General features: G+C 43.9%; 5 protein-coding genes. All 5 read right to left on the bottom strand.

All coding sequences use genetic code 11. From position 1 onward, the window contains the following. Window positions 1–51 precede the first annotated feature (51 nt). Entirely contained in the window at window positions 52–1,431 is a 1,380-nt protein-coding gene (locus WHS63_RS03385) for a SusD/RagB family nutrient-binding outer membrane lipoprotein (RefSeq protein WP_445203892.1), read from the bottom strand. A 12-nt stretch (window positions 1,432–1,443) separates the two neighbouring features. Further along, complete coding sequence (locus WHS63_RS03380; protein ID WP_445203891.1) at window positions 1,444–4,554, bottom strand: SusC/RagA family TonB-linked outer membrane protein; 3,111 nt, start codon at window positions 4,552–4,554, stop codon at window positions 1,444–1,446. A 177-nt stretch (window positions 4,555–4,731) separates the two neighbouring features. Continuing rightward, a complete protein-coding gene (locus tag WHS63_RS03375; protein ID WP_445203890.1) occupies window positions 4,732–5,451 on the bottom strand; it encodes a DUF3784 domain-containing protein in 720 nt (239 codons plus the stop codon). 447 nt (window positions 5,452–5,898) lie between these two features. Further along, window positions 5,899–8,808, bottom strand: a complete 2,910-nt coding sequence (locus WHS63_RS03370; protein ID WP_445203889.1) for an ATP-binding protein — start codon at window positions 8,806–8,808, stop codon at window positions 5,899–5,901. Window positions 8,809–8,914: 106 nt separating this feature from the next. Further along, on the bottom strand, window positions 8,915–14,200 hold the full coding sequence (locus WHS63_RS03365; RefSeq protein ID WP_445203888.1) for a C25 family cysteine peptidase: 5,286 nt from the start codon (window positions 14,198–14,200) through the stop codon (window positions 8,915–8,917). Window positions 14,201–14,274: the final 74 nt, after the last annotated feature.

The raw sequence follows: 14,274 nt of genomic DNA, 5'->3' as shown, positions 1-14,274 counted from the left end.
ACGGCTCCTATGGGAGCCGTTTTTAACAAACATAACGCCAATGAAAAAAATCTACTCGTCCCACCAGAATCTATCCTGCAAGGTAGGAAGAGGAGTAGGGAAATTTTTATTGTAAAGTCGTTCGGTTTGAGGGTATGCTAACCTCCGTGGAATTGCTCCACCCGGATTTTGTGGATTATCGCCATTTGGGTTTGGAGTAAGAACTGGATAGCCAGTTCTGCGGTAGTCGGTCCAGCTTTCAATGGAGGCAAACATGGCAATGTACTTCTGCCTGATTATGGTTTTCAGTTTATTTTCAAAATCGCCTGTAAGGTTTGCATTTGCAGTAACGTAGCTATCAATGGTTGCCTGTGGCACCGCATCGCCGCAAATCTTGGTAAGGTTAGCTCTTGTGGCATCCTGGAGGGCCGTTTGTGCAAGAGGATCGTTTTCATCGAGCCTGAGTCGGGCTTCGGCTTCAATGAATTTAAGTTCGTGGTAGGTAATCATAAAAACAGGCGAGTTGGGCGAAGTATAGTAGCTGTTTTCAAGGTTTGCCAATCCAAACTTTTTCTTGTAGTAGAAATCCTTGCGGGGGTCGTTCAGGGCGCTTAAAAGTGAAGTAAATGAAATGTTTGGTATTATATAACCTAAGCGAGTAAATGAGTAGAATGGATTGTACTCCGAGGCGGAGTAACCATAAGGGAATAGCATGTCGTCGCTGCTTGATGATATGGCATTCTGGCAAGCCTCAAGCGCTTTCTGTGCTGGGTTAAAATCGAGTTCAGCTGCTCGCTTGGTAAGGTGCATGTAATACCTTGCTTTAAGGGCGTATGCTGCTTTTTTCCATTTGGCAATATCTCCACCAAATAGTATGTCGTCGGTTGTAGGTTTACGACCGTTGTATGATTTATTGAAGTTTACAATTGCTGTATCGAGTAGTGTTTGAATGGCTTCATAGATGCTTTTTTGAGGGTCGAATTTGGGCGATTTGTTGTTGGCCCCATCAAGGGCTTCGGAGTAAGGAATATCGCCCCAAAGTGATGTGACATTTCCTAGGCAAAGGGCTAATAGGGTATTCCCAATGCCAACGTAGTAAAAGTTACCGTTACCCTTGGCTACATCAATCATTTTCTTCAGATTAATCATGGGCCCATCGTAGTAATCGTTCCAGTCCCATTCAACGTAAAGAGCCTCGTTTACAACATACTGCTGCACCTGTCGGGGGTGGTTATCGATACCCTCGTAGTACTGCACAAAAATACCTGACATTACCTGGCCTGAGCCAGCCATTAACCGGGCAATGCTTTCCTCGGCGAATGGTAGTATTACGTTCTCGGGTACTTGTGTTGGACTATTGGGATTAACATTCACTTCGCTAATCTCGCACGATACCATTAGCATTAGTGTAGCAATTGCAGTGATTTTTATTGTTTTATTTACCTTTTTCATAGCGCTTGGGTATTAAAAGTTAACCTGAATGTTAAACTCTACTCCCTTGGTGTTTGGCATGTTAAAGTAGTCGCGACCAAGGCTGTTTGATGTACCCGAAAGGTTTGTTTCGGGGTCAATGCCAGAGTATTTTGTGAAAAGCAGTAGATTTCGTCCGCTAATGCCCACCATTAAACCTTTAATGGGGGTTCTGTTCAACCATTTTGTGGGCAAGCTGTAGTTAATGGCAATTTCACGTAAACGTATATACGAACCATCTTCAACGCCGGCTTCGGAAAGTCCTGCCATTGTTCCAAGACGACTATAGTAATCAAAATTACGCTTTACTGCCACCGTATTTGGCTCGCCGGTATTTACATTTACACCGGGGAAAACGTAAAGTTCATCCCTATTCTCGGTTTCCTTGTGGGTGCCAAGGTAGCGCATTACATTTTTGGTGCCATTATACACATCGCCTCCCTTTTTAATGTCAACAAGAGCGGTGAGAGTAATTCCCTTGTAGGTGAAAGTATTTCGGATACCCATGGTAAAATCAGGGTTTGGATTGCCTACTATTCCCGGAACGGGGTCAACCAGCGGGTAACCATCGTTACTAACCAGGATTTGACCCTTGTCGTTACGGAGGTAACGGGTTCCGTACAGAACCCCATAGGGTTCACCCTTAATGGCAACTGACCGGGTGCTACTCAATCCGGTATTCTGGAACTCGAGCAAAGGAATACCTTCAGGTAAATCCTCAACTATGTTCCTATTTCGGGTAAAGTTAACCTGCATATCCCAGGTAAACTTGTCCATCTTAAGCGGAGTTGCGTAAAGTTGCGCCTCAACACCCCTGTTAGTGATTATACCAGCATTTAGCACCATACGGTCGTAACCGCTGGAGTAGGGCACAGGGACTTCAACTATTTGCCCGTCGGTTGTAGAGCTGTAGTAGGCCATATCTAACCCCAGGCGATTATCCAAAAATTTCAGGTCAACACCAACCTCCCACGAACGGGTCTCTTCGGGTTTGAGGTTGTTATTCCCAATGGTTCGCTGGGTGGCAAAGGCGGTTTGTCCGTTTATACCTCCGCTTATGGCCGAGTAGTAGTTCTGTAGTGAGTAGATAGGAGCATCGTTACCCACCTGTGCCCACGATGCCCGAACCTTACCGAAGCTAAAAATTTTATTTTTCAGGTTAAATGCCTCTGTGAAGATGAAGCTACCATTAACAGCGGGGTAAAAGAACGAGTTTTTTCCCTTAGCCAAGGTCGACGACCAGTCGTTTCGGCCAGTGGTATTCAGGTACAGGTAGTTTTTGTACGACAACCTGATATCGTAGTAAGCGCCAACAATCCTGTAACGGGTGATGTAATCGTCGCCAGTAACCACAGCGGTGTTCGAAAGGTCGTAAAAGTTTGGAAGAATAAGCGAATCGCCGCGCTGCGAGTTCAGGTAGGTGTATTTGTTGTAGTAGTTATGGCCAAGCAGAACATTTAGCTTGAGATCGTTTGTGATATCCTTTTCGGCTGTAAGTATAAAGTCGGAGTTAAAGCTGTTGAAATTATAAAGGCTGGCGGTTACGTAGCCGTTGGTAACGTCGTTGGAGTTATTGTCGAAGAATGAGTTGCGCTGCTCCGAGTAAAAGTCGATACCAGCCCTGTACATGGCGCTAAGCCATGGTAAAATCTGGTAGTCAATCTGGCTGTTGCCAATAATACGGTTAACCTCATCGCTGGAGCGGTTCTTATTTACTGACCAGTAAGGGTTATCGTACTTTGAGTAGTAATTGCGTTGGGTTCCATCGGGGAACATATATGCACTGGGGTCGTTAACGGGATCACTGGAGCCGTTAGTGAGATCAAAGGTTGGCGTGCATCGCATAAGACCAACCATAACTGCCGATAGGTTACTCCCCTTTTGCGCATAGCTACCCTGTGAATTGGAGTAGTTGGCTGAACCGGAAATTTTTAGCTTGTCCGATAGCTTTGTATCGCCCGAGAGCTTAAAGTTTAACCGTTCAAAGCTGGTTAGGGGAACAACACCATTCTGGTTGAGGTAACCCATTGAGAACAGGTAGCTACCATTATCGGTTCCTCCGCTTATGCTAAGGTAGGTGTTGCTGTTTACGGCAGTTTCAAAGAAATCGTCGATGTTTTTGTAGGGAATTACCCTCTTATCGGTTGCTGATGGGTCGCTCATGCCTACAATTCGTCCGTTTTTATCGTACGGGTAGTTGATATCGCCATCGTAGCGGAGGGTGTCAATCAGCGGACCCCAGCTAAAATTGGTTGTACTGGAGTAGCTGCCATTTGTACCCTGTGCGTAGCGGTACTGTTTTTCGGGGAGCTTGTTAACCCTATCGAAACCCAGTGTTGATTTAAAGGTGATATTCCTGCGGATACCCTTTCCTTTACCCGATTTAGTGGTGATGATCATTGCTCCATTGGCAGCCCGAATACCGTAGAGTGCAGATGCTGCTGCACCCTTCAGAACCGAAACCGATTCGATATCGTCGGAGTTTAGGTCAATGGCGCGGTTGGAGTAATCGTAAACGGCGCTTCCGGCATAATCGTTGTCAATGGGTACGCCATCAACCACAAAGAGCGGCGAGTTACCATCGGCGCGCAGCGACGAGCGTCCACGTATCACAATATCGGCCGATGCACCAGGTGTTCCCGATGAGCTGGTTACGCTTATACCGGCAATTTTTGAGCTAAGCGCGTTTACAATGTTCGACTGGTTGGTGGTACTAAGCTCATCGCCCTTTACATCCTGTGCGGCGTAGCCCAACGCCTTTTTCTCGGCCTTTATCCCTATTGCGGTTACAATTACATCCTGCAGTACGGTCGATTCCCTGTTGAGCTCAATACGAATTGTGGCTTGGTTACCCACATTCACCCGCTTTTTGTCGTAACCCACAAAGCTAACCATCAGGAACATCTCGTTTTCACCAAGCTCAATGGAAAACTTACCCTCAAAATCGGTTGATGTGCCCCGGGTTGTTCCATCAACTACAACGGTTGCCCCCGGCAGGGGTTCACCATTCTCAGCATCAACAACAATACCCGTTAGGGTACGCTGTGCATAAAGACCTGCCGATATGGTTAACATCAACATTAAAGAACAAATATATCGTATCATAGGCTTTAGTAGGTTTGTTTCATGATATACACCCAAAGGGGTCATATCACTTAAACCCAAGCCAATAATTTTGTGTTAACGGATGTTGTAATCGGGTTTTTGTGAATCAATTGGTATGCGCCACAACCCACTTACCTGGAACAGATAAAGCTTTGAAGAGGTTAGTGCCTAGGATAATTACCTTTTCCCCTGCGATACAAGTTTTACAATGCTTTGGTAGGCATCGTGAGTTTGGGAGCTGCATTTCAGGTTGATTATACAAACCTCGCCACTGGTTTTTGTGAGAACTATGTAAGGCTTACTGCCCGAGTTAAGCAGCAGTCGGCATTTGCCAATACTTTCAACAATAAAAGTGCCTTTATTCACTGTTCCAACGCTAAAGCCGTTGGTGCGTAGTTTTATTTCTGGGATGGCATTAGTAAGTTCAACGCTTGCAACTTCATCGATATTTACTGTAATGCCATACATACCGCTAAACCTAACGGAATTATTGCCATAAATTACCTTTGTGGGAATGAAACCATAGGTGAGCAAGCTCGCTACAAAGATGATTGCTGCACCAAGAACCAGGATGTGAAGTTTTGATTTGCTTTTGTTATGGTCAAAGCGCTGCGTCTTAACGGCAATAGTAGTAACTCCTGCAAGGGTTACAATAACTATCATCAGGTTAGCAACAGTAGTAAAGCCCGACCACTTAAAAACAAAGTAGCTACCAATAATGGCAAGCCCTGTAATGGCAAGCCCGTTGCGTATGAGAGTTGACAAACCCTCAATGTCGACATTTTTCTTTTTATCCCTGGGCATGGTATTATAGCCCGCAATCAGGTTAGGGTAGGCTTTAGCCAGAAAACCAAGGGCAGCCATGAAAAGTCCGATTATGATAATAAGAATGTCCATTGTGAGGGGAGTTTTTACTTTAATCACTACTGTTCGGTTAAAAATCAATATCCTTTACGAGGAGTTAAAAGTATTCTATTTTCTATTCTATTACAACTGTTTAACCGCTTCGCGGTAATATGATTTAGTTTCGCCGAAAGTAATGAAATATAATAACCCAAGCCCAATATTTGCTATTCCTCTTAGGGGATAGACTAATCATGTTATATTAATTCTTTAAACTTTAGGCGAACAGTAGTAATAGAGATTCATGTAGCATGCTGTAATTTAGAAAGATTTTGACAACCAATGCAGCTTATTACTATTATGTTGAATTGAGATTTGTCAATTGAAGAATTTCCTCTTAAAATATTCAATATCCTCTTTGTATAAATGTACTCAAATTCACACACATTCAAACATTCCGAATCATTCCGAATCATTCCAAATCATTCAGCCCCATCATTATTAGTTCACCAAAAACCTATCAATTTCCATGAGCATTTGGTTGGTGCGTATGGGTTTTTCCAGAACGGTATCAAAGCCACACTCGGCAAGCTTATTGCTCGATATGGTTTCAGGGTAGGCGGTTTGGCCTACAACCGGTAGCTTTTGGTTTATTGATTTTATGATACGGGTTGCCTCAAAGCCATCCATCTCGGGCATTACCAGGTCCATTAGTATTAGGTTAACGGGCTCTCCCTTGCGAACGTAATTTAGGGCCTCAAGGCCATTACGTGCCCAAATCAGGTTGGCTTTTGTTTTCTGAAGTGCTGCCTTAAAGAATACAAAGTTGGCATCAATATCGTCGGCAATCAGAATGGTTTTGCCGTCCCAGTTAAACTCCTTTAACCCGTTTCCAGTATTTACGTTTTCAAACTTAAGTTTAACCGGAATAAAGGGAATGGAGAAGAAGACGCTTGTTCCCGAGCCGGGCGTGCTGTTAATCCATATCTTCCCGCCCATCTTTTCCACCACATGCTTGGATATGGCAAGGCCTAAGCCCAGACCACCATGCCTGCGGGTGCTTGAGCTATCGGCCTGGCGGAAGGGATTAAAAATCAAATCCATTTTGTCGGGTTCAATGCCAATGCCGCTATCAACAACGTAGAATAAGAGGTTATTCTCATCCTTAAGCCTGTAACCAAACTCAACAAAACCATTGGTGGTAAACTTGAACGAGTTTGAAAGCAGGTGCTTTAAAACCTGTTTTATTCGGGACGGATCGCTAAGCACAACCAGGTCGTCCTGGAAAATTTCCTTACGCAGGCTCAGCTTAATACGCGAACTCCCTCTTTCCTGCTCCTCAAACGTGCTGTATAACTCGTTCATCAGGGCGTTAACAGAGAACTCGGTCTTGCTTATCTTGATATCGCCTGCTTCAATCTGCGATATTTCCAGCAGGTTCTCAATGATTTGAAGCAGTTCCTGTGAGTTCTTGTATATTAAATCGGAAAAGCCGCTACGCTCAAATTGGCCTAAGTGTGGGTCGGTTAAAACCGATGAGAATCCAATAATAGCGTTAAGCGGAGTTCTTATCTCGTGCGAGATGTTGTTCAGGAATGTGGTTTTAATCCTATCCGATTCCTCAGCCTTGTTTTTGGCAAGTATTAGTTCCTTTTCGTATTCCTTACGGCGAGTAATATTCTCAAGTATTACAAGGATATGCTGAAGTTTCGATTCAAACATTACCGGGGTAAACGAGGCGCTTACCCAAATCCGCTCCCTATTCTTGCCATTTAGCTGTAGTTCACCCTGCCAGGTTTTGCCAGCCCCAACGGAATCGAGGGCCTTTTGAATATGCTTGCCGCCATTATATTCAAGGTTGATATCGGAAATGCTTTTGCTAAAAAGGTTCTCTATGGTTAAGCCAGTAATCTCAGTAAAGTTCGGATTGATGAACTCAAACTCAAAGTAGGGTGATAGGATAGCAATACTAACCGGAGTAAACTCAATTGCCTTGGATAGCACATCGCGGTAATGCTCAATCTCTTTTTTGCGGGTATTATCAACAAACAGTCCACCTATCTTTAAACTGTTGTTTACACCAAGGAATTTGAACTGGTGGAGATTGAAATACCGCATTATTCCGGAGGAGTCCATGAGCTGGAACTCAGTAACATTGTTATCGGCATCCACGCCAATTATCTCAGCCCCCTTGATGAACTCCTTGAAACCAGTATTACAGGTAAGCTGCTTGAGGTAAAAGTTTTGGTAAACAATTTCGTGGGTAATTCCATCCTCAATGAATACCCCAAAGGGTAAGGAGTCGATAAATACTGTAAACTGATTCTCGGTTTGTCGGAGTATTTCCTCGGTATAGTGGACTCCGGTGATATCTTTAATCTCCTCGGCAACCGCAACGGTGTTGCCATAATCGTCCTTTAACGGGTAGGCATGCAGCTCTACTAGAATTTTTTTGCCGGTAGGTAGAAATCTTGTCTCTTCGCGTTTAACCTCTTGGGCTCCATTTAGGATACTCCGGACGGGGCACTCGTCAGTGTGGCAATAAATGCTTCCGAACATTTCGTGGCATAATGGGTGGTTTGGTTTACTGAGCGTAACCGAGGTAAGCTTTTCGTACTCCCGGTTCTGGAATATCACCCTAAAGCTGGTATCCATAACCCTAAGCGCAACGCGTGAGTTGTTAAGTGCCGATTTTAGATTGATTTGAGTTAGCACTTCCCGGGCATTATTATGTACTGTTTTACCGGAGGAATTAGTACCTGAAAAGCGATAGTTCGACCTTTTTAATAGTGAGTAAATTACAGCTATAGCCACAACCAACAGCAGCACTGGTAAAATAAGCAAAACCCAGCTATAGCTTTTAACTCCTTCCGCTACTATTAATGCCGTTTTATCGCCTGTTAGGTTTTTTGCCCGGGCAAGGGTTAATGGCTGGCGAAGTAGGGCATTTTCATTATCAGTTAGAAATGCTAACCGTTTTCCGGTTAAGGCGTTGTAAAGGTTAAAAGTTCTAGCAATTGGATACCAATACTCAAATTCGTGGGTACTAGTTTTGAACAGCGCCTTAGCGTAAAACCTGTTGTTATGGAGTAAAAGCACATTGGTGCCAAAAAGCGTGTTATTGTCCAGGTTGAAAAGGGTTGATTCCTCCAGGTTAATGTTCTTCCCAAAAATAATTTCGTTATCATCGCCGTTTTGGTAATCGGCTAGCTTAATGTCCCAGAAACTACGCTCAATATCCCTGATTACATCATTGTTTGCTGACCGAAGGTCGGCACTGATTGTTTGAATGTTCTGCCGGTCGATACTTTGGGCTAATTGCCAAACCAAAACCGATAGCGTGGTTATGGCAACCAATGATAATGCCAGAGCAAATTTGTGTAACGAGAAAAACCTGAAAAACCTTAACACTTACTAAACACATTGATTTGTGCCAAATGTAAAAATATTTCGGTCATATAAAAAGAAATGGGCATGTTTTTATGCCCATACTTATTAACAATGTTGGTTGATATGGTTAGTGTACCATTAGCTTTCTATAGTATAACCTACCGTTACCCATTTTAAACCTTACCACGTAAACTCCTGTTGGCAAGTTTAGGTTGATGGTGTGCCTGTTATTGTTGATTTGTTCCCAATGCATTAATGTTCCGTTTATTGAAACTATGGATACAGATTCAATTGTCTCATTTGCCTCAATCCTGATGTGGCTTGTTGCCGGATTGGGGTACATTGATAAGTTCTTGTCGGGGTCAACAATATCGGTTGAGGTTGGGGTGAGGTTTACACTAATGGTTTCTGACTTTGTAGCATCTAGGGTTCCGGAAATACTGTAGTAGTTGGGGTGTAATACGCTAAACTGTAACCCCTTTTCGTATCCAACTTGGCTAAAGGTAGTTAAGCCATTGGCGTCGGTAAGCTGGTCGGAATAACCGTTTATTTTTACGGTTGCATTGGCAACAGGGCTACCCCCGCTTTGTACATCAAAGGTGATGCTATAGGTTAGCTGGTTTAGCAGAACTGGAATTTCGATGGGGTTACTGTTTACTGTGAATTCAGTCTGTTCAGTGCTCTGGTACCCTTCCAGGCTCACCTCGTATGAGTAGTTTCCATTGGGCAGGTAAAGTGTTGCAACACCATTATGGGTTTTACCTTGCTGGTAAAGCTGGGTACCGTTATATATTTTAACTAAGGCGTTATCCAGCGGCCAATTCCCTTTTGGCCCGGTTCCGGTTATACTAAACATAACCTGATGAACATCGCCGTAAACGGGAGTCAGGAAAACATTTACAGAGCTATCGGAACTTAGTACCATCCAAAAATCGGTACTAACAAAACTCTCCTTTTGAATGCTTACGGTTTTTAATCCTCTGCTAAGGGTGAATGAGGCTAATCCTTCGCTATTGGTTTCACCTAAAAGGGTATCAACAAATACCTTGGCATTAGGAATTTTGTTGCCGTTTATATCGGAGATGGTAAACTGTACATTGTAGCTAACCGGCAATAGGTTTATATTGTGGTTGCCACCACCTGCTTGAACTGTTATGATTGTATCCTTTGCATAGTAACCATCAGCGGTGAGGTTAAACGTATAATCCCCTGCAGGGATAAAAATGGTTGCCATTCCAAGGTTCGATGTGTAGTAGGTTTGGTTGTTAACCAGTATTTTGGCTAGCGGTATGGCGGCTAGGTCAAGGGCAGAACGCACCAGTAGTTGAATGGTATCGTGTTTGGTCAAATTAACATCAATTGTTTTAGCGGAGCCCTCAATTTGGGTGGAACCCGAGACTGGTTCATAACCATTGGCTCTTACTGTGTAGCTGTATGTTCCGTTGGGTAGACTGAAGTTAACCGAACCCGAACTCGATGTAAATTTAATTCCATTTGCAGTACTTACTGCTGCGCCAGGTATTGCACTACCATTGTTTTTAACATTAAATGTTACTGGATAAGTGTTAATGGCACCTGTAGTTGTAATCTTTGCCTTCCATCCTGTTCCAACCGTGTTCAAATCGGAGACAAACTTGAATGTCAACTCGCCGTTTGCGCTCGTCGATGTATATACTGGTGGCATATTTTCTCCACAGAATTTATCAATTTGTGGGCTGAAAGTGTTGGGACCATCATATACTATCAGATAATCATAGCTACAAGTTGAGTGCGACTCCACATCAAACTCCGTGAATTGAACCTTTACCTTTTGACCGTTATTCCTTGGCTTGAAGGTAATTGTGTAATTCTCGTTATTACCATAATTCGAGGTAGGTCCGCCAGAGTCGTAGAACCATAGGCTGTCCACTTCAACGGTGGAGTTGGTCATTAATACCTTTCCAATCACTGAAGCTGTAGTAAAATTCCATACCTCGCAGGGTTTATCGCATAAACCCAAATGGTTGCCGGGCATTACACGCCAGTAGTAATTGGTTTGCGGCATGAGCGGAATATCAACATATGCCTCGGTAACCCTTTTTAGTAGAACTAAAGAATCGGGGTTGGTTCCTATGTAAACATCGTAGAAAAGGGCATCGGAGGTAACCCCCCACGATAACCGATTATATTCAACGTTTAGCTCATTATTCCCGGGTTTTGGGTTTTCAATACACTTGGGCAACAGCTGTGGGGTAAAACATTCCAGCTTTGCCTTCCACCCTGAGGCCGTTGTTGAGCCATCGGATGTGAAACGGAATGTAACACTGTTTCCGCTTGTATAAAAGGGTGCGGGACCAGTATTGCCATTAAACGGGCTGCCAGCAATGGCATTTGAGGTAATGCCAGCACCATCGTAAATATGGAGGTAATCGTAACCCTTTTCGGTGTTAAACGATGTAAACTCAACACTATATCGCTGAATATCGCTTAGGGTTTCAAAAGTTAATGTATAGTTCTCGCCGTTAGTGTAGTTGGCGGCCTCGCCACCGGTGTCGGTAAAAATAGTCCCACAGGTTTTAACGGTACCATTAGTCATTTTGGTAGTTCCAAAAAGTAAGACTGGTACCTTGCTGGTAAACTGATCCGAGGCAATGCTATAGTTAACGGAGTTATAGTCTATGTCAATGGGGATTGTATCGTGGGTTAGGTTTGGTGATGTGCTTACCCGCAGGGTAAGAATTGCTTTTTCGTTAGGCTGAATGGTTCGGTTTGAAATGGGTTCAAAGTTGACACTTACCGCGTTGAGAATTGAATCGGGAATGGTTGCCTGTGCCGAGAAATCGGGAATAGCAGAACCTCCCTTATTTTGGAATTCAAATTTTAGGTCAACCACCTCGTTCCTGTCAACCTTGGAATTTGAGTTGCCCATTAATGTATCAACTACAGCGTATCCGTTAAAAACTATTTTAGGAGCGGCAGCTGTTATCCTTAAATTCGATGTCCATGATCCTTCGGTTGAGGTGAAGGTAATTGGAAAAACCTGTGTGTACTTGTCGGTGATATTGGAGGGAATGCTGAATGTATATGCTGCATTTATCCATTTTTCCGACTCGGCATCTATACTACCAATTCCAATTGAGTCGGCTGATGTAAGCGAAATTAGGCCTGTACCTGCTGAAATTTTTGCGCCAATATTTGTTGCATTGGTTTTGCCAACATTTTTCACCAGTAGGTTTACCTTGATGTTTTCGCCATAATCGGCAACAGAGTTGCCATTTGCTTCAGAGTCGTCTATTTCACTGGTCGATAGGGTTAGGTAGGCATTGTCGGCTGAAAAAACTTGAATGGTATCAATAAAGGGTTGGGTTAGCGGACGAGTTGCTGTAATTACAATCTTTCCTGGCTCCGTTAAAACGGGAACAGCAATGTCGTTTACGTTGTCGGTGTCAAAAAAATTTGTTCCAATAATTTGACCGTTGGCAGTAAGCGAAACGTAGGTGTTAGCTTTGGCACCAACGGTAATTGAGTTAATCCCAACAGCCACAGCAGTAGGGAAGGTTATCTGATTGGTTTCCGGCACTTTAAAGTATGGGGTAAGTGAGGGGTCACCAAGTATATTGTACGCTTCCCAGTAGTAGGTCGAGTTGACTTGGCGGGTGTAGTCGTTTAGTTCAGCTTGGGTAACGGCAAGGTTGCCGCAAAACATTATAGCCCCAGCGGTGGTATAGGCACTAATAAATGGAGCATCGTAGCCACCGGTTGTGGATTCCTCAAAGCTGGGAACGTATCCATTGTTATCGCCGCGCATGGGGAAAGCGCCAACCGCCCAGTACATATCCTCCTTCCAGTAGCTATTGGGCGATGAACCAATGTAGGTAACAGCACCGCCGTTTGCTTTACGGAGCCATGCCTCACCAACTGACTCAGAGTAACCAAAATTACCCGACAGGCAACAGTTTGCTATTACAAATGGGTACTGCTGGTTATTAGTGAATGTTTCTACAGCGCTAATGGTAAGCGCTGGATTTTGCCATTCGGTTTCGCCACAGTGAGCGGTATAGTTTATGAACCCTACGGCAATCCTTTCAGGATCGTAACATCCTGTATAGCCCGCTAATGCTGAGGGATTATTAGGATCGTTTGTAACCCCATACTCGTAAATGTTACTCCATCCACTTGAGGGTTTGAAATGGGTTGCTGTTGCATACTTTATGGTGGGTTGAGCTATAGCCGGGTTCCAGGATGCATCGGCACCTGCTATCAACGTGGATTTGTTCAGGTATGATGCATCGGCAAACTGAAACCTTTCGTAGTAAAGAATCTTGTTGATAATGGCCGTAAGCTCAGCCTCGCTAGTGGCCGACAGGCGGCCGTAGTACATTTCCGGGAACTTATCGCCATCAACACTGGCGTAGTATAGGTCGGTCAGCTTACCCGATTGTGAACCGGTTGCCGATGCGGGAACCTGATCGACATCACCCACAATTACCAGAAAGGTTGGTGCAGGATTTTCAAGTGAAGCTGAGCTGTAAACGCTCTGTATGTATGTTTTTATGGCTTCGGAGGTTGCGCCAATCTCGTCGGTATACTTTACTGTTACACTAAAACCCTTTTGGGTTTTCCACTCCACAAATGGCTGTAATGCAGTTTGGAACATTCGGTGCGACACAATGAGCATACTAACCGGGTATCGGGTTAGGTCGGGATGGGTATCGTAAATAGCGCCCCCGGCGTTTAACATCGATTTGTAAACCACATCGAAGTAGGGCGAATAGAAAGGATCGGAAGCGGGAGAGCTTTTTGTGATGCCCCCTTGAACTGTCACATCAACATCAATATCATTAAATATCCTGATTTTTTGTTTGTAGGGATTGTAGTCAATAGGTCGCACCGTAAGGCGAGCAATGGTGTAACCCCTAAGGTTACCAAGAATTTCAACGGAAACATCGGGCTTAACAATCTGAAACGATGATTTGCGGTAAGCCTCTGGCTTTACATGGAATGGCTGCTGTAGCGTATCCTGATCCTTGCGTGCCGATGGCTGAACAGGGAACAATGGATTACTAATGCCTTTTGCGGTGAGTTCAATTTCATCGGTAGTATACTTGCTGACCCTAGCCGAAACCGAGGCGCCTAACGGAATACGTATTAACTTTTTAATAACAGGCAGTTCAGGTTCACCTATACCACCATCGGGCATAGAGTTTTTAAACCATAGCTTTGTGTAGGTTTCTCCGGTAATTGCCTGTTGCTTATCCCAGCTGAGTTCATCAATACTGATACTAAAGCGGAAGTTATTCTGCGAGGTGGCATAGAATTTTTCAGGGTTAACCTTTTCGGGTTTCATGCCATTAGCCTGCAATGCAATTTTTTTAGGCTGCGAATTTGCTGTTAGGGTAAATGAAAGAAAGATTAAAGCTAAAATCTTTTTCATCAGTTCAAAATTTTAAATAATCCCGCAATATAGTAAAACGAATATATCAACTCAATGGTTGCAATAATTTTTCC

The organism is Tenuifilum sp. (assembly GCF_037481895.1).
GTDB classification, from domain to species: domain Bacteria; phylum Bacteroidota; class Bacteroidia; order Bacteroidales; family Tenuifilaceae; genus Tenuifilum; species Tenuifilum osseticum.
The sequence above is the reverse complement of the archived record's forward strand: the minus strand, read 5'-3'. Positions and strand labels throughout refer to the sequence as shown.

What these genes read in the sequence shown, in the direction of transcription:
- WHS63_RS03380 (WP_445203891.1), bottom strand. Translation starts at nt 4,554, where the DNA reads ATGATACGATATATTTGTTCTTTAATGTTGATGTTAACCATATCGGCA.
- WHS63_RS03365 (WP_445203888.1), bottom strand. Translation starts at nt 14,200, where the DNA reads ATGAAAAAGATTTTAGCTTTAATCTTTCTTTCATTTACCCTAACAGCA.
- WHS63_RS03375 (WP_445203890.1), bottom strand. Translation starts at nt 5,451, where the DNA reads ATGGACATTCTTATTATCATAATCGGACTTTTCATGGCTGCCCTTGGT.
- WHS63_RS03385 (WP_445203892.1), bottom strand. Translation starts at nt 1,431, where the DNA reads ATGAAAAAGGTAAATAAAACAATAAAAATCACTGCAATTGCTACACTA.